The sequence below is a fragment of the Acinetobacter sp. YH12135 genome, from assembly GCF_013418565.1.
In the GTDB taxonomy this organism is placed as follows: Bacteria; Pseudomonadota; Gammaproteobacteria; order Pseudomonadales; family Moraxellaceae; genus Acinetobacter; species Acinetobacter towneri.
On the sequence record NZ_VPBU01000001.1, the window covers coordinates 204,024 to 224,276 of the forward strand.

At 41.1% G+C, this 20,253-nt stretch carries 20 protein-coding genes and 1 tRNA gene; 4 read left to right on the forward strand and 17 right to left on the reverse strand.

Features of this window, described 5'->3' with window-relative positions; all coding sequences use genetic code 11:
- Window positions 1-120: 120 nt before the first annotated feature.
- The gene (locus FTU70_RS00925) at window positions 121-579 is read right to left on the reverse strand and encodes a hypothetical protein (protein WP_179990066.1); all 459 of its coding nucleotides are present in this window, start codon (window positions 577-579) and stop codon (window positions 121-123) included.
- 250 nt (window positions 580-829) lie between these two features.
- On the opposite strand from FTU70_RS00925, the gene FTU70_RS00930 reads away from it, so the two are divergent.
- Window positions 830-905: transfer RNA gene (locus FTU70_RS00930), tRNA-Asn, on the forward strand.
- Window positions 906-1,186: 281 nt separating this feature from the next.
- On the opposite strand, the gene FTU70_RS00935 is transcribed toward FTU70_RS00930, so the two are convergent.
- The 11 genes from FTU70_RS00935 to FTU70_RS00985 form a co-directional block, all read right to left on the reverse strand.
- Entirely contained in the window at window positions 1,187-1,840 is a 654-nt protein-coding gene (locus FTU70_RS00935) for a tRNA-(ms[2]io[6]A)-hydroxylase (RefSeq protein WP_004971715.1), read from the reverse strand.
- A gap of 39 nt (window positions 1,841-1,879) precedes the next feature.
- Window positions 1,880-2,605: a pyridoxine 5'-phosphate synthase gene (gene pdxJ, locus FTU70_RS00940; protein WP_026438307.1), complete on the reverse strand. Its 726-nt coding sequence runs from the start codon at window positions 2,603-2,605 to the stop codon at window positions 1,880-1,882.
- A gap of 11 nt (window positions 2,606-2,616) precedes the next feature.
- Entirely contained in the window at window positions 2,617-3,330 is a 714-nt protein-coding gene (gene recO, locus FTU70_RS00945) for a DNA repair protein RecO (RefSeq protein WP_178865723.1), read from the reverse strand.
- A gap of 8 nt (window positions 3,331-3,338) precedes the next feature.
- Window positions 3,339-3,539: an NF038104 family lipoprotein gene (locus tag FTU70_RS00950; protein WP_019837686.1), complete on the reverse strand. Its 201-nt coding sequence runs from the start codon at window positions 3,537-3,539 to the stop codon at window positions 3,339-3,341.
- A 22-nt stretch (window positions 3,540-3,561) separates the two neighbouring features.
- Window positions 3,562-4,590, reverse strand: coding sequence for a GTPase Era (gene era, locus FTU70_RS00955; RefSeq protein ID WP_004971721.1), 1,029 nt, complete (start codon window positions 4,588-4,590; stop codon window positions 3,562-3,564).
- The gene (gene rnc / locus FTU70_RS00960; RefSeq protein WP_004971722.1) at window positions 4,587-5,288 is read right to left on the reverse strand and encodes a ribonuclease III; all 702 of its coding nucleotides are present in this window, start codon (window positions 5,286-5,288) and stop codon (window positions 4,587-4,589) included. The genes era and rnc overlap by 4 nt, the downstream gene beginning before the upstream one ends.
- Window positions 5,260-5,631 (reverse strand): DUF4845 domain-containing protein, encoded by a 372-nt coding sequence (locus FTU70_RS00965; protein ID WP_004971723.1) that lies wholly within the window; start codon window positions 5,629-5,631, stop codon window positions 5,260-5,262. Before FTU70_RS00965 ends, rnc begins: the two co-directional genes overlap by 29 nt.
- A 24-nt stretch (window positions 5,632-5,655) precedes the next feature.
- Window positions 5,656-6,483: a signal peptidase I gene (gene lepB, locus FTU70_RS00970; protein ID WP_004971724.1), complete on the reverse strand. Its 828-nt coding sequence runs from the start codon at window positions 6,481-6,483 to the stop codon at window positions 5,656-5,658.
- A 21-nt stretch (window positions 6,484-6,504) separates the two neighbouring features.
- Complete coding sequence (lepA, locus tag FTU70_RS00975) at window positions 6,505-8,322, reverse strand: translation elongation factor 4 (RefSeq protein WP_004971725.1); 1,818 nt, start codon at window positions 8,320-8,322, stop codon at window positions 6,505-6,507.
- A 309-nt stretch (window positions 8,323-8,631) separates the two neighbouring features.
- Window positions 8,632-9,087, reverse strand: coding sequence for a thioesterase family protein (locus FTU70_RS00980; protein WP_004971726.1), 456 nt, complete (start codon window positions 9,085-9,087; stop codon window positions 8,632-8,634).
- A 167-nt stretch (window positions 9,088-9,254) separates the two neighbouring features.
- Window positions 9,255-10,637: a Do family serine endopeptidase gene (locus tag FTU70_RS00985; protein ID WP_131261155.1), complete on the reverse strand. Its 1,383-nt coding sequence runs from the start codon at window positions 10,635-10,637 to the stop codon at window positions 9,255-9,257.
- Between the two features lie 331 nt (window positions 10,638-10,968).
- Between FTU70_RS00985 and nadB the strand changes: the two genes are divergently transcribed.
- On the forward strand, window positions 10,969-12,603 hold the full coding sequence (nadB, locus tag FTU70_RS00990; protein ID WP_154320890.1) for an L-aspartate oxidase: 1,635 nt from the start codon (window positions 10,969-10,971) through the stop codon (window positions 12,601-12,603).
- 178 nt (window positions 12,604-12,781) lie between these two features.
- On the opposite strand, the gene mtlD is transcribed toward nadB, so the two are convergent.
- The 5 genes from mtlD to pabC form a co-directional block, all read right to left on the reverse strand.
- Entirely contained in the window at window positions 12,782-14,911 is a 2,130-nt protein-coding gene (gene mtlD, locus FTU70_RS00995; protein ID WP_180059842.1) for a bifunctional mannitol-1-phosphate dehydrogenase/phosphatase, read from the reverse strand.
- Between the two features lie 194 nt (window positions 14,912-15,105).
- The gene (locus FTU70_RS01000; protein WP_180059844.1) at window positions 15,106-15,516 is read right to left on the reverse strand and encodes a PaaI family thioesterase; all 411 of its coding nucleotides are present in this window, start codon (window positions 15,514-15,516) and stop codon (window positions 15,106-15,108) included.
- 118 nt (window positions 15,517-15,634) lie between these two features.
- Window positions 15,635-16,243 carry a dTMP kinase gene (gene tmk / locus FTU70_RS01005; protein ID WP_131261157.1) on the reverse strand — a complete coding sequence of 203 codons (609 nt, stop codon included), beginning with the start codon at window positions 16,241-16,243 and terminating at the stop codon, window positions 15,635-15,637.
- A 2-nt stretch (window positions 16,244-16,245) separates the two neighbouring features.
- Complete coding sequence (gene mltG, locus FTU70_RS01010; protein ID WP_180059847.1) at window positions 16,246-17,310, reverse strand: endolytic transglycosylase MltG; 1,065 nt, start codon at window positions 17,308-17,310, stop codon at window positions 16,246-16,248.
- Window positions 17,303-18,136, reverse strand: a complete 834-nt coding sequence (gene pabC / locus FTU70_RS01015) for an aminodeoxychorismate lyase (protein ID WP_004971738.1) — start codon at window positions 18,134-18,136, stop codon at window positions 17,303-17,305. The genes mltG and pabC overlap by 8 nt, the downstream gene beginning before the upstream one ends.
- Window positions 18,137-18,296: 160 nt before the next feature.
- Here pabC and FTU70_RS01020 point away from each other — a divergent pair, with 160 nt between their 5' ends.
- Together FTU70_RS01020 and FTU70_RS01025 are read left to right on the forward strand one after the other, a co-directional pair.
- Entirely contained in the window at window positions 18,297-19,304 is a 1,008-nt protein-coding gene (locus FTU70_RS01020; RefSeq protein WP_004971740.1) for a sulfate ABC transporter substrate-binding protein, read from the forward strand.
- Between the two features lie 319 nt (window positions 19,305-19,623).
- Window positions 19,624-20,229 carry an alpha/beta hydrolase gene (locus tag FTU70_RS01025; protein ID WP_178865643.1) on the forward strand — a complete coding sequence of 202 codons (606 nt, stop codon included), beginning with the start codon at window positions 19,624-19,626 and terminating at the stop codon, window positions 20,227-20,229.
- The last annotated feature ends 24 nt before the right edge of the window (window positions 20,230-20,253 follow it).

Sequence of the window (20,253 nt, forward strand, 5' to 3'; positions counted from 1 at the left end):
GAATATCCTTTTCAAGCTGTTCGCAAATTTTTATCGCAGTTTATAACACTATTTTGGTGCGAGTCATTTAACTCGATTCAATGCAAATCTATTTGGCTGGCAATGATCAATCATCATAGATTAAACACTGTTTTTCAACGCAGTAATCAGTTCTGATTTAGACACTGTAGGTTGAGATGTTCCTTTATATTCACATAAATAGCGAAAAGTAAAGTCTAATTCTACACGCAATTGTTTTTGTTCAGACACAGACCACACGCGTGAACGGTTACTCCCCGAAAGCGCGCTGCCCGCCAGTTGGTACAAATACAAATCATGATCACGCTGCAATGGTTTTTTTGTGCCGTTGTCTGGATGGTCTGAAAGCAATTGGCAGGTCGATTGAATGAGCCATTTTTCACTAAACCACAACTGCAATAAATCGCCCAAATACAAATCTTGAGGTGCCAAAGGCCAGACATGAATAAACGCGCCTTCTACAGCAGTGTAGTATTGTTCAGGCGTAGACAAGATAGAAAGATAATGTTCTTGATAATAAGAAAATTGAGAAAAAATGTCAGAAATGCTGAGCGTATTCATTCGCTTACTCCGATTTAGCCATTTTAGTGCTGGCAAGTTGGGTTAAATCCACACTGTTTAAGATGCTACTTAAACGCTTTGTTCTGTCACTCAGACTAACAACCGATTTTGTGTAACGCAAGTCTTGTGGGTGATTTTTTAATAAAATTTTGTTTTTTGTTCAAATAAAAAGCATATAAAGTCAAAATGAAAGAAACATGACAATTTATGCTTGACCCTTGCTTAAATCTGCTTATAATCGCATTCAGATTCTCCCATAGCTCAGTCGGTAGAGCGACGGACTGTTAATCCGCAGGTCCCTGGTTCGAGCCCAGGTGGGAGAGCCAAATTCTAAAAAGCCCAAGCATAACGACTTGGGTTTTTTATTGCCTAAAATTTATGGATGATGTGGTCTGTAAATAACCAAGCAGCGATTCATGCCTTAATCGTTCAAAAAGATGAATGTAACTGTTTTGGGCAATTCAGCTTAATGTAATTCCTAATCTTAGCCTTGATCATTTCTAAGTGACTTAGGCAACAATCCACAATCAAAATACCTAAGCAATAACTTGATTGATAAAAAAACGGAACCGAAGTTCCGTTTTCTATCTTAGATCATCTACAAGTTTTAAGCGGCTTGCACAGGCACACCACTATGAAAACGGAACAGATCATCTGGACTTAAAATAAGATTCTTTTCCACTTCACGTATATGCTGAATTCGCCCCTGAATATCTTCTTCAGGGTTTTTCAGTTTTGCTGTTTTTGCTACATCCAAAGCCAGTGCCAAATAATCTTCATAATGCCGTGATTCTGATTTCAGTAAATAACGGTAATACTTACCTAATTCTTCATCTACCAATGGCGCAAGCGCATAAAACCGCTCGCATGAACGTGCTTCTACAAAGGCACCTATCACCAAAACATCAATTAGTGCTTCAGGTTCATAGGTACGGATTTCTTTACGTAAACCGCCTGCATAACGCCCTGCACTTAAACCCTGCCACATTTGCCCACGCTTTGCCATGAACTCTAGCACCTGCTCATAATGCAGCATTTCTTCGCGTACCAACTGTGCCAGTTTGACCTGCAAATCGGTAAAAAAGCTGTAACGAAACATCAGATTCATGGCTGTGCCTGCTGCTTTTTTCTCACAGTTAGCATGATCTTGCATCAAAATATCTAAATTATTTAATGCTTCGTTCAACCATTCTTTGGGTGTTTCGCAGCCTAAAAATGCTATCACAGGCTGCATCAATTCATCATAATTTATGCTGGACATAACGTTTCAAATTTTATCTTTCAATTTTAAATATGCAGATTAACGCGCTGCATCAATCGCAGCTTTCATGCGTTTAACAGCCTGTTCCAAGCCGACAAATACAGCATCACCAATTAAAGCATGACCAATATTTAACTCATGGATGTGTTGAATAGCGGCAATTGCACCTACATTGTCCAAGTTCAAGCCATGCCCTGCATTAATCACTAAGCCACGGCTAGCTGCATATTCTACGCCCTGAACAATACGGGTCAATTCGGCTTGCTGTGCAGCTTCATTTTCTGCATTGGCATACGCGCCTGTATGAATTTCAATGGTCGGTGCACCACATGCAACGGCCGCATCAATTTGTGCAAGATCTGCATCAATAAACAGTGACACATCACAGCCAATTGCTGTTAATTCCTGAGTAGCGGCCTTAACTGCTGCAAAATTGCCTACTACATCCAAACCACCTTCAGTGGTTACTTCTTCACGGCGCTCAGGTACCAAACATACATGCTGTGGACGAATTTCTTTGGCAAACTCGATCATTTCTTCAGTAACTGCCATTTCCAAATTCATACGAGTTTTTAGCAACGGACGCATACGACGCACATCATCATCCTGAATATGACGACGGTCTTCACGCAAATGCAAAGTAATCCCCTCTGCACCCGCCTGTTCACAAACTAATGCGGCCTTCACAGGGTCTGGATAGTTCGTGCCACGCGCTTGTCTTAAAGTTGCCACATGGTCAATATTGACACCGAGTAAAGCCATAATAGGTTCCTACATTACGCTTGGGTTTGAGAATTCTGAATCCACAATTGGCGACTTTTTAAAGGTCGATCACCCAACAGTGAACTAATCATTTGTCGATACAGCCGAGACAGTAATTGTAACTGCTCTGGGTTAAAATCCCTACCTTTTTCATAGTCGCACATACTGAGGATCTGTGTACCGACTAAGTTAGCCCGTGATGCTTGTGCGGTAGGGATAAAACCATCATTCAGTTGAAAATGATAATGTAGATTGGGCTGAATTGGCTCTTGGTTCGCATCGACTGAAAAATCAATCGCATAGCCTAATTCTTCCAATAATGCATGTTCAAACTGACGTAAAATTTGTCTTAAGAATAGATTGGGATTTTCTTGACTAGATAAGTGTTGTAAATGCGCCAAAGTCTGGTGATATTGCACAAAAGTTTCTGGCATTTCCACTTCGGCAGAACATAAGCGCAGCACGATTTCATTTAAATAAAAGCCTGAAAAAAATGCATCACCAAAGAAGAAAACCGGTTGATTGACAATTTCCAGCTTGGTGAAATTTTTAAGGTCTGATTTTCCCGAAGCTTGTATGCGAATCGGTTGATATTGTGGCGGTGGCATTTGTCTTAAAATACCATCAACCCGCCCATGTTCGCGGGTAAACAAGTGCACAATATGGCTACGTTCGCGGTATTTTCGATGATGGATTAAATAACCATGCAAGATTTCATTACGCATGATAGCGTCAATTAATCCTGTTCTTTAGAGGATTCTTGTTTGGATTTTTCTTCGTCATCACCATCTGGAATGACAGCACCAACTACAGCAGCAGTGCCTTTCACCACACCCTTTGTAGTTTTGTAGGCAACTTTTACGGGAACTGTCACAACTTTGTGAATACAACCTTGCAAGACAAACATACATGCCACAATGGCCAACACTTTCATCATCACAGTTCCCTTTTCGTCAAACTTAGATATCGCTATATCCTAAGCTTTTTAATGCACGTTCATCATCAGACCAACCACCTTTGACTTTCACCCAAAGCGTCAGCATGATTTTTTGCTCGAACATTTTTTCCATGTCGACCCGTGCATCCATACCAATTTTTTTCAGCTTCGCGCCTTTTTCACCAATCACAATGGCTTTTTGACCAGAGCGATCTACAAAAATAGTGGCATCAATATAGGTACATGGTGCTTTCATACGACCCGTTTTTTCATTTAAAACCGCATCTTCAGTTTTAAATGATTCGATTTGCACGGTTAAATCGTAAGGCAGTTCTTCGCCCAATTGGCGCATGATCTTTTCACGGATAATTTCAGATGCCAAGAAACGTTCTGAACGGTCTGTGATTTGATCTAGCGAATACAACGGTGGCTGGAATGGCAAATAGCGTTCAATCGTGTCACGCAAATGATCTAGGTTCGCGCCGCGCAATGCCGATACAGGTACAATTTCGGCAAAGTTCATTAACTTGGCACGTTCTTGAATAATCGGCAAAGCCTGATTTTTATTCTCAAAAGTGTCGAGTTTGTTAATCACCAGAATCACTGGCATTTCTGCATTTTTCAGCTTTTCTAGGACTAACTCATCATTTTGCGTCCATTTTTGTGCATCCACCACAAACAAAACCAAGTTCACATCACGCAAAGCAGATGATGCAGCACGGTTCATCATTTTGTTGATGGCACGGACTTCTTTTTTATGCATCCCTGGTGTGTCTACAAACACAGCCTGAGATTTTTCACGTGAATCAATTCCCACAATTTTGTGACGTGTGGTTTGCGGTTTACGTGAAGTAATGGATAGTTTTTGACCCAATAAGTGGTTCATGAGGGTCGATTTACCCACATTCGGGCGACCAACAATTGCAACAAAACCACTGCGGAAATCAGATGGAATTTCAGTTCCCTGACCGCTAAAGAACTGGTTGATTAAGTCATTGGCGTCGTTATTCGACTCGTGATCAGCATCTACGTGATCGGAATGGATGGTCATTCAGACTTTTGCTCCAAGAATTTTAAAATATCTGCCGCTACTGCCTGCTCGGCAAAGCGACGGCTTGAACCTTCACCCTTCATTACAGGTAAACTATCGACTCGGCATTCCACAATAAAATGCTGATTCGGTGCATCACCCTGAATATCTACAACCTCGTAAACCGGGAGAGGTTTTTTACGTGCTTGTAAATACTCTTGTAAACGTGATTTAGGGTCTTTGAGTTGATCGGTTGGCTCAATATGATCTAAATAAGGGCTGTACCATTTTAGCACAATCGTTTGCAGCAAATTCAAATCACCGCTATCGACATAAATAGCGCCAATAATCGCTTCTACGGTATCTGCCAGTATAGACTCACGATGATGACCGCCAGATTTCAATTCTCCCGTACTGAGAATTAAATTTTGGCTGAGCTTTAAATCATTGGCAATTTTGCCTAAGGCTTCCTGACGTACCAGTGTTGCCCGCATGCGCGTTAAACGCCCTTCATTTTCATGTGGATAAGCCACATATAAATAATTGGCAACAATCATTCCCAATAACGAATCGCCTAGAAATTCCAGACGTTCGTAATTGTGTTTATGACTCACCGAGCGGTGAGTCAAAGCCAGTTTAAGCAATTCAGGTTGCTTAAACTGATAACCGATTCGGCTGGCTAGACGGGTCTCATTTAGCTTGGACTGAGCTTTGATCAAAACTTTTCTCGAACTTCATTACAATATCAATATTCAATAAGAAAGGTTTTCTTATTTCATATTCTTTTTTCACTTCTAAACCATCTACGTTGGTCACTTGAGCTACATCTGCAAATTTAATATCGCGAATGTTGTTCATGCTTAAACGCTTGTCCATTTCACCAATAAACTTTTGTGGTGATAGGTTTTTTGGCCCATTCAACAATTGCTCTTCAATTTGATTGTCCAACATTCGATCATCGAAATATGGTCCCCAAACCGCAATTGCCACTTTTGCCATAAATGCAAAACCAATAATTGCAATTAAAATTGCAATATAGGATGCCCCTTGTTGATGACGCATTTTTTATTTTCCTAATCTGCTGTATTAATCAATTTTGCCGTTACGACTAAATGACGGCAAATTAAACCCAGGCTCTTTATGCATCCACACATAGAATGCACGACCTGTTAGGTTTTCCTCTGGTACAAAACCCCAAAAACGACTGTCAGCACTTTGATCGCGGTTATCCCCCATCGCGAAGTAATGACCTTCAGGTACTTTGACTTCCCAATATAAACCATTTTCTGCTGAATATTTACCATTGTCTACATAGTTCAGGAATGGTGCCTGACGCGCCACGTTTACACCTTCAAGCTCGCGCATGGTAAATGTATGCGCCCCTAAAGTTTCCTGATGGTAAATTGAAGTAGGTGTATCTAGACTGTCTTTTTCACGGCTAAACTGGATTGGGGTTTTCGTTACTTTCTCGCCATTAATGCTCAGCTGACCATGATCATAAACAATATGATCGCCTGGTAAACCGACAATACGCTTAATATAACTAATGCTTGGTTGTGGTGGATAACGGAACACCGCAACTTCGCCACGCTCAGGCGAACCCACATCTATAATTTTGCTGTTAATAATTGGCAAACGCACGCCATATTCAAACTTGTTCACCAAAATAAAATCGCCCGTTTCTAAGGTTGGCACCATAGAATCTGACGGAATATTAAATGGTTCATACAGGAATGAACGCAGTACCATCACCACTGCCAAAACAGGCCAAAAATCATAAGCCCATGTGATAATGAAGTTTTCATTGCCTCGCCCTTTCGTTGCTCTTTGCTTAAATACAAATTTATCGAGCAGCCACACCGCAATAAAAAATAATGTGGCAGGAACGAGAATCAAATTAAAATCAAAATCCATGGGTTTATTATCCTTATAATTTTAGCGTTCGACTTTAAGTACAGCTAAGAAAGCTTCTTGCGGGATTTCAACACTTCCCACTTGCTTCATACGTTTCTTACCTTCTTTTTGCTTGGCAAGTAGTTTCTTCTTACGAGAAACGTCACCGCCATAACACTTCGCAAGTACGTTTTTACGCATCGCTTTCACGGTTGAGCGCGCAATAATTTGTGCACCAATGGCAGCCTGAATAGCCACATCAAACATTTGACGCGGAATCAAGTCTTTCATTTTTTCAACCAAGGCAATACCACGGTGACGTGCATCCTGACGGTGACAAATCATCGCTAAGGCATCAACTTTTTCACCGTTAATCAGTACATCTACTTTAACCAAAGATGAACTTTCAAAACGCACAAAGTTATAATCTAACGATGCAAAACCACGTGAACATGACTTCAATTTATCAAAGAAATCCATCACGACTTCTGCCATTGGAATTTCAAAAGTAATAGACACTTGGTTACCCAAGAATTTCATGTCTTTTTGCACACCACGACGCTCAATACATAGGGTCATGACGTTACCCAAGTATTCTTGCGGCACTAAAATATGACATTCCGCAATCGGTTCACGCAAATCTTCTACAGTTGAACCATCAGGCATTTTAGATGGACTGTCGATATAAACCGTTTCGCCATTTTTCATCACAGCTTCATAAATAACCGTTGGTGCTGATGAAATTAGGTCTAAATCGTACTCACGCTCTAAACGCTCTTGTACGATTTCCATGTGCAACATGCCCAAGAAACCACAACGGAAACCAAAGCCTAAAGCATCTGAACTTTCAGGTTCAAAGAACAAAGCTGAGTCGTTAATTTGTAGTTTGTGCAAGGCTTCACGGAACGGTTCAAAGTCGCTGGCATCAATTGGGAATAAACCTGCATAAACCTGCGGCTTAACTTTTTTAAAGCCTGGTAAGGTTTCTACTTCTGGTGTAGTTGCGAGTGTGATGGTATCACCCACTGGCGCACCAAAAATATCTTTAATACCCGCAATAACAAAGCCAACTTCACCTGCTTCCAAAATACCTGTTTCGGTATGTTTTGGATTAAAAATACCAACTGAGGTAATAATGTGCGTTTGACCTGTCGATTTCATCAACATTTTATCGCCTTTACGCACGCGACCTTGCTTGATACGTACCAGCGACACAACGCCCAAATAGTTATCAAACCATGAGTCAATAATTAAGGCTTGCAATGGCGCATCACGATCACCTTGTGGTGCAGGAATGACATTCACCAAGGTTTCTAATACATTGTCGATGCCTAAACCTGTTTTAGCCGAACAGGTGGGTGCATCTTGCGCTTCGATACCAATAATTTCTTCAATTTCATGAATCACGCGCTCAGGTTCTGCCTGCGGTAAATCAATTTTATTCAGTACAGGTAAAACTTCTAAGCCTTGCTCAATTGCGGTATAGCAGTTTGCAACTGATTGCGCTTCTACCCCTTGTGCCGCATCGACTACCAATAGCGCACCTTCACAAGCTGCCAAAGAACGTGATACTTCATAGGAAAAGTCAACGTGTCCTGGGGTGTCAATGAAGTTTAACTGGTATTCCTGACCATTTGGATGGTTGTAGTATAAAGTCACTGAGGTGGCTTTAATGGTAATCCCACGCTCACGCTCAAGCTCCATAGAATCCAACACCTGAGCTTGCATCTCACGATCTTGTAAACCACCACAGGTTTGAATGAAACGATCTGCTAGAGTCGATTTACCATGGTCAATATGGGCAATGATCGAAAAGTTACGGATGTTTTTAATATCAACAGTTTTTTTAGCTTGCGCCATGGGTTACCTTGAAAAATAACACGCTCTGCACCTCAAAATTCATGCAGAGCAAAAGCCGAATAGAAATTGCGAAGGATTATAGCAGATGGATTTTTCAATGTATCCATAATAATGACTTCCTTTTGCAGCCTCACGCGTTTTTCTTTTTATTCGAGAGTTTCAGGCTTTTTATGCAGAGATGTGTGTCGTAATTAAAGTGAGAATTGAAGAATACTTCATGCTATTTGAAACAGGTGAATACCCTCTTTAACAACATCGACAGCAATAACATGCAGCAACTTTCAATGACGCTACACTTGGTGCTTCAACTCATCTTAATGAATCATACTCACTAAAATCCAACGGATTCACATCAGCAGCAAGGGGTTGATAGGCTTGCGTAAATGTCGGTGACATGCGTTTTGGACGACCTGTAGCAATTTCCACACAAGCCCATTGTGTATTGCCCATAAACAGCAGACTTTTATCTTGAGGGCGATAAAACGCATATTGGCGGAATGAATACAACGCATTCAAATCACTTAACCATGTACGCAAAATCAGCTCCTCACCTTCGAGTGCCGCTTTACGATATTGCACATGATGTTCCACCGCCACCATCGCATGTTTTAGTTTTAAGTATTCCAGCACCCCTAAACCTAATGTTTCGATATGTGCCGATGCTACATCCTGCATCCACTGCACATACACCACATTATTTACATGCCCTAAAATATCAATATGTTCTGGCTGTACGGTGATTTTTAAATCAAATATGCTGCTCATGTCATCCTTTTAACTAAAACGGCGATGTCGGTCTAGTCTAACAAAAATACCGAGTTACATAAAAAAGTCGCCCTAATTCAAGAGCGACTTCCTTAAAATAAGTGGCTATTTAAAGTTTAGCAAGATTCTAAATTTTAGATAGATTTACGATTTTATGCCACATCAACTTATTGAATACGCATGCCAATAATCGCACGTTGCCCTTGACGGATAATCACCACACGCGCAATTGTACCTTGTTTCAAGGTAGATACTGTTTCAACAAATTGGTTGGCATTTTGGATGGTGGTGTTATTCAGTTGCACAATCACATCACCTGGCATAATACGTGCCTGAGCTGCCGAACCACCACGACGCACTTCCTGAATCAACACACCGCCTTTAATATCTAATTGGCGTTGTTCTGCAACGCTTAAATCACGAATCGACACCCCTAAAACAGGGCCTTTGGCTGCGGTATCAGGGTTGTTTTTGGCAGGCGTGTCGTCAGGTGCTGTGCTCACCGTAGCGGTAATATTACGGCGTTTATCATCGCGTAATACTTCAAGCTGAATACTTTGATTTGGCACTGAACGGTTTAAATAGTTCAACAATTCAGACGTTCTGGAAATAGGTGTGCCGTTGTATTTAAGAATCACATCGCCCGCGCGCAAACCTGCACGTGCCGCAGGTGAGTTTGGTGCAACTTGAGTAATTAATGAACCTTCAGGCTTACTGAGTTTATAAGATTCTGCCAAATTGCGGTCAATATCTTGCAAACTCACCCCTAAATAAGAACGAGTCACTTTACCGTTACGCTTTAACTGATCGGCAACATCCATGGCAACATCAATAGGAATGGAGAATGACAAGCCCATATAACCACCCGTACCACTAAAAATACGGGAGTTCACGCCGACCACTTCACCGCGCTGGTTAAATAGTGGCCCGCCTGAGTTACCTGGGTTAAGCGCCACATCGGTCTGAATAAATGGCACTGAAGTTTCACCCATCATATTACGCATTTTGGCACTCACGATTCCTGCCGATGCAGAATAGTCAAAGCCAAATGGTGAACCAATCGCAAGTACAGGCTCACCTACACGTAATTGATCGACATTGCCTGTACGCAGTTCTGGATAACTGCTGCCCTGCACTTTTAATAACGCGACATCGGTACGTTCATCACTACCCACGACAGTTGCATCAAGTTCACGGCGGTCATTCAGTACAATGGTAACTTTAGAAGCATCTTCAACAACGTGGTGATTGGTTAAAAGGTATCCATCTTTACTGATAAAAAAGGCACTGCCGTAACCTGTTTTTTCTTGTGGAATTTGCTGTTGAGGAATAATCACTTGATTGCCAAAAAAACGGCGTAAAATTTCTGGAACCTGTTGTTGTAAGAGTTCTTCCTGACTCATTTTTTTGACAACATTGACACTCACCACCGCAGGACTAACCTGCTCAACCAAATTAGAAAAGTCTACTGGTGGTGCTGCTTGAGTCTGCACAGTTGCCATAGTAAAAACAGCCGCATATAAACCTTTTTTTAAGTTGCGATTTTTCATAAATAGCATTCACTCAATAATAATTATGACTTTGAACTCACCTTATTTAGCACAAAATAATAGGCTTTTGCGTAATAAAATGTTGAATCTTTTTCAATTACGGTTTGGCAGGCACTGTGGAGGATAGCTGAGATAGCATCTTATATTTGACCCATCAAAAATGATGCGCCAAAGTGCTATAAATGAAAAGCGTGGAATCGAATCACAATAAAAGTGGGATATTCCATAAAAGTTGCCAGTTTATTCTTTTTTTTCATTATTCAAATCCACTTCGCACTTGCCTTTTTCTGTAAAAAGGGGTGTCATTATCCAACTTTTTTCAAATTAGCTGATGGACATGCCTAATTTAAACACAACACATCAATTTGATGTGATTATTGTGGGAAGTGGTGGTGCAGGTTTGAGTTTAGCGCTCTCATTACCCCAGCATTTCAATATTGCCGTTTTGGCGAAATCTACCCTCACTGAAGCCAGCACCTTCTATGCGCAAGGCGGTGTCGCGGCAGTGCTTGATGAAACAGATTCAATTGAACAACACATAGATGACACTATGATTGCAGGTGCGCATTTATGTGAAATGGATGCCGTCAAACAAACCGTAGAAGGCGGCAAACCTTCGGTAGATTTTCTGCTGAGACAAGGTGTTCAATTTACTTTAGATGAACAAGAACAGTTGCACTTAACCCGTGAAGGCGGTCACTCACAGCGACGTATTATTCATGCAGCCGATGCAACAGGACGCGCAATTTCGACCACTTTAGTACAACGTGTCCAAGAACAGCAAAACATCACCATTTTTGAAAATTTTATTGCGATTGACCTAATTACCTCGCAAAAATTAGGTTTAAATGAAAGCAATCGCACTTTAGGCTTATATGCACTAGATGAAAAAACACAAAAAGTGCATAGCTTCCTTGCTCCGTTTACCGCACTTGCCTGCGGTGGTGCAATGAAAGCCTATCTATATACATCTAACCCAGACATTGCCACAGGTGATGGTATGGCCATGGCATACCGTGCAGGTTGCCGTGTGGCAAATATGGAGTTTAATCAATTCCACCCGACCTGTTTGTATCATCCCCAAGCACGTTCGTTTTTAATTACTGAAGCCATGCGTGGTGAAGGTGCATATTTGCGTTTACCCGATGGTGAGCGTTTTATGCTGCGTTTTGATGAGCGTGCAGAATTGGCGCCACGTGACATTGTAGCACGTGCGATTGACTATGAAATCAAACGCTTAGGTATTCGTCATGTGTGGTTAGACATCACCCATAAACCTGCAGAATTTGTGAAAGAACACTTCCCAACGCTGTATGCACGTTTACTGGAATTGGGCATTGATATCACTACCGATATGATTCCTGTTGTACCTGCTGCCCACTACACTTGTGGCGGAGTAATGGTGGATGAACATAGTCAAACCGATATTGCAGGTTTATATGCGATTGGTGAAACTTCTTATACAGGTTTGCATGGCGCTAACCGTATGGCAAGTAACTCTCTTTTAGAATGTTTTGTCTATGGAATGGCTGCCGCCAAACATATTGAAGCCCATTACACTGCAGATTATAGCTCGCCTGAAGTTCCTGCTTGGGATGATTCGCAAGTGACGAACCCTGACGAAGATGTGGTGATTTTACAAAACTGGGATGAGCTACGTGCAACCATGTGGAACTATGTCGGCATTGTACGCACCACTAAGCGTTTAGAGCGTGCCTTACACCGTATTGAAATGCTAAAACGTGAAATCACCGAGTATTATCAGGACTATCAAGTCAGTAAAAACTTGATTGAGCTGCGTAATTTGGTTCTGGTTTCTGAAATGATTGTGCGCTGTGCCATGCAACGCAAAGAATCACGTGGTTTACACTTCACGCTAGATTATCCAGAGCTTGCGCCTGAATTGCGTAAAACTGTGCTCATTCCACCAAATTTCCAAGTGGAAACTCCATTGGTGAATGAGTGATCTGATTGCTTGTTACACAACAGCATTTGCATAAAAGTATCTGTGAATAAAGTGCATTTGAATTCTAATGCAAGAAAGCACCGAATCGTGTTCCATAACACGATTCGATATTTTATCATTTTGAATATGATGACGTTAACTTACTAAACCTCCCCCCAAGAATTCATCAAGTTGAGTTTTAGATTACGGCTGCAACTTGAGTACCATCTTGAATAAATGCTTCTAAGCGAACTTGACCAGCCAATAGTTGCTGTAATTGGTGGCTAATTATGTACTGCAATTGCTGCCGTGTCTGTTCGTCTATAGGCGCATTTTGCAATTGTTTTGACAAATGCTGTAATGCTGCTTGAGCCCCCAACTGCTGCATTTTAATTGCATACAGATAGCCCAACACCACTCCTTTCTGCACATAATTTGCAGCTAAATCATGCTGCAGATGATAAATCAAAGCACCCATCACCCGTTCATTGGCTGAGAGTTTACGCAAAGGGTCACGTGCCACACGCTGACACGGGTCTTTATAGGCATGTTCACATGAGTCCAGAAAGCTCTGTGCCAGATGCTTTAAGTTTTGCTGACGATGCGGCAACTGTGCAGCTAATCCCAACGCTACTTGTGCCGAAACAGCGCGGGTAAAATCTGCAACCAATGGGTCTGCCATTGCGACACCAATACTGTTATGCCCTATTAAACTGGATAACCAAGCCATCATGGCATGTACACCATTCCATAAACGATTTTTAATGAGTTGGATTTCGGCAATATCATCTACCAAAATCATTTGACGCATGTGTTGCAATAATGGACTGGCATTTTCCACATAAATAGGCATGTCACTTTCAGCATGAAATAAAATTAAATCCATACTTTGCAAAATGTGACTGGGCTGAAAATTGCGTCTTAAATCTTCTACATATAAGGTGGCTTGACGCTCTTGCTCAGGCTGCAATCGAGTATTGTCTTCAATTTCAATTGGCTCTGCTTCGTCATCCAACTGAAATTGCTTAAAAATATTATACTTGATGCGTAATTGGCGATATAAGTTTTGATCGCTTAATTTAGAGACCATTCTATTTACGACAGTATCGCAAAAATAATGCTGCTCCATAATTTTGGCTGCCGTATCGGGATCCAACAACGCCTCTAACGCCTGATGAATATGCGTCATCAAGAGCTGTTTTGCCCCAACTTTATTTAAAATTACCAAAATAGTTAAAGGCTGATGGAGTTCAACTTGCGCTATAAAACGGGCATATAAGCCCTGCGCAATTACTTTAGCCTCTTGCTGTAAAGCATGTTCAGGCAAACATAATGCAATTAGGCTCGACTCCACATACATTTGCTGCATCTGCTGCAAGTTCTCCGCATCAATGATGTGCATATTTTCAATTCGTTCATCATAAGAACATTGTCCATAACGAATTGAATACGTTCCAAAGGCGTTTACTGCAGAACGATATAAGGTATTCCGTGTAGAAGCATAAATACGTTTAGGACGGGTATAGCCATCCCAGTGCGATAAAATTTGGGCCAAATAGCCCCCACCTATTGCACCAAAACCATGAATCCCCACACTCAACTGATTTAAAGTTTGCGGGAAGGCCTCTTGTAAACTCGGCATTTCCAATACAGGAATAACTTGATTTAAGTCATCTAAATAAGCTTGCATACTTGCGTAATAATGCTGCGTGAGTGACAACATATTAGCATTAGGTTTTTTGATATCCCGAAATAGTATGGTTATGCCACCCGCTGCATGTGCAGATTTGATTCCATTTTCAGAATCTTCCAGCATGAAACATTCGCTGGGATCTAGATTAATTTTTTGTGCGGCTGTTATAAAAATTTCAGGATGTGGCTTGCCCTGTTGCACCTCATCGCCACAAACTAATACATCAAAAAACTTATAGACATTGGCATTAATCAAATATTCTTCGGCAATGGCACGACGACTAGACGTAGCAACCGCCATTCTCAAGCCAGACTTTCTTAACCGCTCTAATACCTGCAACAAACCTTTTTTAATGGGCACACCAAAATTGCGCACACTTTCTAGTTCTAGTTCATCAGCACGCTGACGGATCTCACGGTAAGGAATGTCTGCACTATATTCTGCTTGCGCCAGTTGTTCAGCGCTCTTTGCACTCAAACCCAAACATTGCATGAGGTATACGTCTGAAAATTCAACGCCAATGAGCTCCTGAGATGCCTGCTTCAATGTTTGAAACCGTAATCGTTCAGTATCAAACATTGTTCCATCCATATCAAAGATTGCTCCATGAACAATATTGTTCTTAAATTTAAGCATTTAGCTCCCTTGTTTTATCACTTACGGGTTGCTAGCTTAGACAAAAGCAGATTTGATCTATATGAAAAACATAAAATGAAATATTTGTGATTATTTTTTAACCAATCAAACCCTGATTTTCATGTGGTATGTGTACATATGTAACCACATGGTAAATATAAGTAACTAAAATTAAGATAAAGCTGACTTTATTCTCAGCCAATCTGTGGAATCGAATACGTCCCTGTGACATGCGCCACGGCATCATCTACACCTTCGGAATATACCCAAACCTCACCGACCACGAGGTTTTTCCCTACTTTCATTAAGCGACATTCACCACGTAAATTACGCCCTGCTGCGGGCTTGCGTAAAAAGTTGATGTTTAAATTACTGGTCACCGCCAAAGCCACCAAACCCAACTCCCCTAAAATGGCGATATAAAGTGCATAGTCTGCAACAGTCATCATAGTCGGCCCTGATACCGTACCACCTGGGCGTAAATCACGTTCATCGATGTGATAATTCACCAATGCCCCACGTGGCCTGATGGACACAATTTCACATTTTTCCAAACTTTGCGGAAACTCAACTTTTAAAAATTCAATAATTTCGTCTTTGGTCATATTTACTATTCGCTATTATTTAAATAAAAAAATCTTCTAAAGCATTTCCACTATAGAAGATTTTTCCATTCAATCAAATGCATAACCATGACCCATTGGCTTGTTATACCTTTGTTTGTTATGCCTTAGCTTGCAAATAGTGCATCGCCTGTGCAAATACTTGATCGGGGCTTTGTGTTGCATCTAAGCGCTTCACTCGCTCAGGGTGTCGCTCCCACAAAGTTTGATAGCCACCTCTTACTTTCTCAAAGAAAGTTGCTTTCTCTTGTTCAAAACGATCAAGTTCACCACGTGCCCGTGCACGGGTCATACCCAGTTCAATCGGTGCATCCAGCCAGAAAGTTAAGTCAGGCATACGTGCCACAAAGTTATTATTTAAAGTCTGCAACTTGCTTTCACTCAAACCACGTCCTGCACACTGATAAGCAAAACTCGCATCACTAAAACGGTCACACAGTACAGTTTTTCCTGCAGCCAACGCAGGTAAAATCACCCGATCTAAATGCTGTGCACGCGCTGCATACATCAACAATAACTCAGTGTCTGAACACATTTTTTCTTCATGGTTGACCTCGAGCAACAAAGCACGAATTTGCTCTGCCATAGGGGTTCCACCCGGTTCACGGGTTAAAACCACCGACTGACCTTGTGCAGTAAAATAATCATGAATACGGCGAATAAGTGTAGTTTTGCCTACCCCTTCAGTACCTTCAAAACTGATAAACATGCTTATTCCCCTGATTTTTTCATGCGCAGTACGTTTAAATATTCCTGTACGGCACGGTTATGATCTTGCAAATTGGTGCTAAATTTATGCCCACCGTTACCTGTCGCCACAAAATAAATGTTGTCAGATTGATCTGGATGCATCGCCGCTTCAATGGCTTTTTGACTTGGCAAAGCAATTGGTGTTGGCGTTAAGCCACTCATGGTATAGGTGTTGTATGGCGTTGGAGTGCGCAAATCCTGACGGGTGATATTGCCCTGATAACGATCTCCCATACCATAAATCACGGTTGGGTCAGTCTGTAAACGCATCCCCAGTTTTAAACGACGTACAAACACACCCGAAACCTGCTCTAATTCAGCATCAACATTGGTTTCTTTTTCAATAATAGATGCCATGATTAAAGCTTCATATTTATTTTTATAGGGCAAATCTGCTGCACGATTATTCCAAGCATCATCCAATGATTTCATTTGACGCTGATATAAATCGGTTAAAATTTTACGGTCAGTTTCACCTTTGGCAAAGAAATAAGTATTCGGCGCAAATAAACCTTCGGGATGTGTAAAAGGAATATTTAAAGCTTTTAGCATTTGATCATATGGCAAATGCGACACTTCTTTGGTGACTAACTCATCTTTCTTTAACGCATCAATCAATTGTTTAAAAGTCGTGCCTTCGATCACCAAAATACGGTTCATTTGTGCATTTTCAGCATTGGCGATCATTTCCATAACCTGACGTACACTCATACCCTGACGAACTTCATACACGCCTTTTTTCATGCTGTCGTGAATCATCACCCGTTGATAGAGTTTTAAAACAATTGGAAAATTCACATGATCTTGTTCTGCCAAACGATCAATAAAACGTGAGTAAGTATCACCATCATTAATTGCCAATAATTGTTTTTTGCCTTCAATAGGATAATCTTTAAATAAGCTTGACCATAAGATCATGCCAATGACCAAAAACAGTCCGAGTACAAAAATAAGCGCACCCTGAATAGCACGCTTAGACCATATAGGTTTGGTTTTCTTTTTAGATTTTAATGGACGCTTAGACATAAGAATGAATCTGATTCAGTTGAAGTTGCTTAAATAGTTCCACACACGGCTGCACATCTAAAACCTGCTGCCCTAAATGGCTGACAATTTTCATGGGCGTTAAGGCATTACAGAAAAACAGACTTTGAATCTGCGCAATTTCCGAAACATGAACATCACGCTGTTCACAATGCAAATTCTGTTGTTGCATGCGCGATAAAATTTCTGCCCGCATGACACCGTGCACGCCATTATAACCAAGTTGCGGGGTAATCCATGTATTGTTTATACGAATGAAACAATTACTACTCACACCTTCAACCACACTGCCCTGTACATCAGTAACCAAAGCTTCTGTCCAGCCTTTTTGATCGGCTTCTTGTTTGAGCAATACCTGTTCAAGTCGGTTTAGACTTTTCAGCCCAACTAAATTCGGCATGCTTAGTCCAATCGCTTGTGCCAAGATGCCACTTTGAATGATGTCATAATGATATGCCGTATCTAAAGCCGCTTGTACTTGTGGATAGAAAAACACCCAAACATCGGCAGGATGATCAGGCAAGCTGTAGCCACGCTGCCCCACACCACGACTTAAAACAATCTTCAAAGTACCATTTAACTCGCCATGCGCCTGCTTTAAAATTGTCAGCGTTTCAGTGATTAACTCAAGATTGGCATTTAAAGAAAGTTGGCGATTGGCATATTGCAAACGCGCCAAATGGCGGTCAAATAATTCAATTTGATTTTGGCGAAAACGTGCAGTGCTAAAGCATCCATCACCATAATGAAACGCGCGATCTAACACATGAATCTGCTCGGTAGGCTTGGCATTTTTATAACACTGCATGGAAGAAGTACTCGTTATTTATCTCTAAATATAGAAAACAATGAAGAAATTTATATTTATCATTTACTGATATTCACCGCATTTTAAATTATTTTTTCAGCAAATAGACTACCGATATGCTTGCCTCATTCAACAACAGATTTAATACCTGAGGTCAAACATGAACTTTACAAAACTGAAAATTGGACTACTGGCGGCAGTACTTTCGGCAACAACCTTGAGCGTTTCTGCAAAAGACTTTCTGAATGTTTCCTACGATCCAACCCGTGAATTATACGATAACTTTAACAAAGATTTCGGTGCGTACTGGAAAAAAGCCACCGGGCAAAACATTAACTTTAAACAATCACATGGCGGTTCGGGCAAACAGGCACGTGCGGTGATTGATGGTCTAGGTGCCGATGTCGTGACTTTGGCACTGGCTGCCGATATTGATGAAATTGCCAAACGCGGTCTATTACCTAAAGACTGGCAAAAGAAATTTCCGCACAACTCGACCCCTTATACATCCACAATTGTATTTTTAGTGCGTAAAGGCAACCCGAAAGGTATTCGAGATTGGGGCGATTTGGTCAAACCTGGTGTGGAAATCATTACTCCAAATCCAAAAACATCTGGCGGTGCACGCTGGAACTATTTGGCAGCGTGGGCATGGGCAAAACATCAACCTGCGGGCAATGATGCTAAAGCGCAAGAGTTTGTTCGCCAAATTTATAAACAAACCAAAGTATTGGATTCAGGCGCACGTGGCTCAACCACCACTTTTGCAGAACGTGGCATTGGTGATGTTTTGTTAGCTTGGGAAAATGAAGCCTATTTAGCCGTGCGTGAACAACCGGGTAAATTTGAGATCATCACGCCTTCTCTATCTATTTTGGCTGAACCGCCTGTGGCGATTGTAGAGAAAAATGTGCAAAAAGATGGCAATCAACACTTAGCCAAAGCCTATTTAAACTATCTCTATTCGCCTGCGGGTCAAAACATTGCTGCGAAGAATTATTACCGACCACGTAATGCTACGGTGTTGGCACAATATAAGTCGCAATTTAAACCATTGAAGTTGGTGACTATTGATCAAGAGTTTGGTGGATGGAGCAAAGTTCAGAAGCAACACTTTGAAAATGATGGCATTTTCGATCAGATTGTCAAAGCCAACCAAACCAAATAATACTCCGAAAGGTAAATCATACCAAAGCGCTAGCTGAAAACACCCAAATTGAAAAATGCGGGTGTTTTCACAAACGCATTTTTACCTGATTCACATATATCTTTTTTATTCATATAAAATTCATTTTTAATTATTTTTTTTGCATAGAAACTCTAGCTATCCTTGTTGCAGATTATTTAAAACATGAATTTTACAGCATTATCTTACTGAGTTTTGAATCCAAGTGATCACAGCCAAAGCTGAAAATGATGGGTTCAATTCATATTCAAGCGTTATTCAGATCATTATTTCAGGCTGAAATATGCGAAGGAGCATCGACATGATTCATACCGTAATTGTTCCAGGTGTAGGTGGCAGTGAATATGCGCACTGGCAATCTTGGTTACAACGACAACTCATGTCTTGCTCGCGTGTACAACAGTCAGACTGGAATAGCCCAATTTTACAGAACTGGGTTGCTGAATTTGTCAAAACAGTTGCCCCGATTCAGGACGACATTCAAATTGTGGCGCACAGTTTTGGTTGTCTGACCACAGTGGCAGCATTGGCGCAGCACCCTGAACTGCAGGCGAAAATAAAAAATGTGGTTTTGGTTGCACCTGCTAACCCTGCCCGTTTTGGTGAATCTGGTTTTGCACAACACAGCCAAAGCAATTATTCGGCTTATTTTCAGCAACTTAAATTGGCTGTACCGACACGCTTATTGATCAGTGAAAATGACCCGTGGCTAAGTTTTGCAGATGCACAGGCACTTGCCCAAGCATGGCAATTAACACCGATTAATTTAGGACAAGTGGGTCATATTAATGTTGCATCAGGCTTTGGGGCATTTCCTGAAATTTATGATTATTTGATTGCAGAAAATATGCAATCACATATCAGTATTTCTGATAACAACAAGTATTTATTCAAATTTGCAATTTAATCTTCGCAAATTATGCTTGTGCCG

Bases quoted from the DNA above. Each gene is read 5' to 3' on its own strand.
- FTU70_RS00925 (WP_179990066.1), bottom strand. From the start codon at position 579: ATGAATACGCTCAGCATTTCTGACATTTTTTCTCAATTTTCTTATTAT.
- FTU70_RS00935 (WP_004971715.1), bottom strand. From the start codon at position 1,840: ATGTCCAGCATAAATTATGATGAATTGATGCAGCCTGTGATAGCATTT.
- FTU70_RS00950 (WP_019837686.1), bottom strand. From the start codon at position 3,539: ATGATGAAAGTGTTGGCCATTGTGGCATGTATGTTTGTCTTGCAAGGT.
- era (WP_004971721.1), bottom strand. From the start codon at position 4,590: ATGACCATCCATTCCGATCACGTAGATGCTGATCACGAGTCGAATAAC.
- FTU70_RS00965 (WP_004971723.1), bottom strand. From the start codon at position 5,631: ATGCGTCATCAACAAGGGGCATCCTATATTGCAATTTTAATTGCAATT.
- lepB (WP_004971724.1), bottom strand. From the start codon at position 6,483: ATGGATTTTGATTTTAATTTGATTCTCGTTCCTGCCACATTATTTTTT.
- lepA (WP_004971725.1), bottom strand. From the start codon at position 8,322: ATGGCGCAAGCTAAAAAAACTGTTGATATTAAAAACATCCGTAACTTT.
- FTU70_RS00980 (WP_004971726.1), bottom strand. From the start codon at position 9,087: ATGAGCAGCATATTTGATTTAAAAATCACCGTACAGCCAGAACATATT.
- FTU70_RS00985 (WP_131261155.1), bottom strand. From the start codon at position 10,637: ATGAAAAATCGCAACTTAAAAAAAGGTTTATATGCGGCTGTTTTTACT.
- nadB (WP_154320890.1), top strand. From the start codon at position 10,969: ATGGACATGCCTAATTTAAACACAACACATCAATTTGATGTGATTATT.
- mtlD (WP_180059842.1), bottom strand. From the start codon at position 14,911: ATGCTTAAATTTAAGAACAATATTGTTCATGGAGCAATCTTTGATATG.
- FTU70_RS01000 (WP_180059844.1), bottom strand. From the start codon at position 15,516: ATGACCAAAGACGAAATTATTGAATTTTTAAAAGTTGAGTTTCCGCAA.
- tmk (WP_131261157.1), bottom strand. From the start codon at position 16,243: ATGTTTATCAGTTTTGAAGGTACTGAAGGGGTAGGCAAAACTACACTT.
- mltG (WP_180059847.1), bottom strand. From the start codon at position 17,310: ATGTCTAAGCGTCCATTAAAATCTAAAAAGAAAACCAAACCTATATGG.
- pabC (WP_004971738.1), bottom strand. From the start codon at position 18,136: ATGCAGTGTTATAAAAATGCCAAGCCTACCGAGCAGATTCATGTGTTA.
- FTU70_RS01020 (WP_004971740.1), top strand. From the start codon at position 18,297: ATGAACTTTACAAAACTGAAAATTGGACTACTGGCGGCAGTACTTTCG.
- FTU70_RS01025 (WP_178865643.1), top strand. From the start codon at position 19,624: ATGATTCATACCGTAATTGTTCCAGGTGTAGGTGGCAGTGAATATGCG.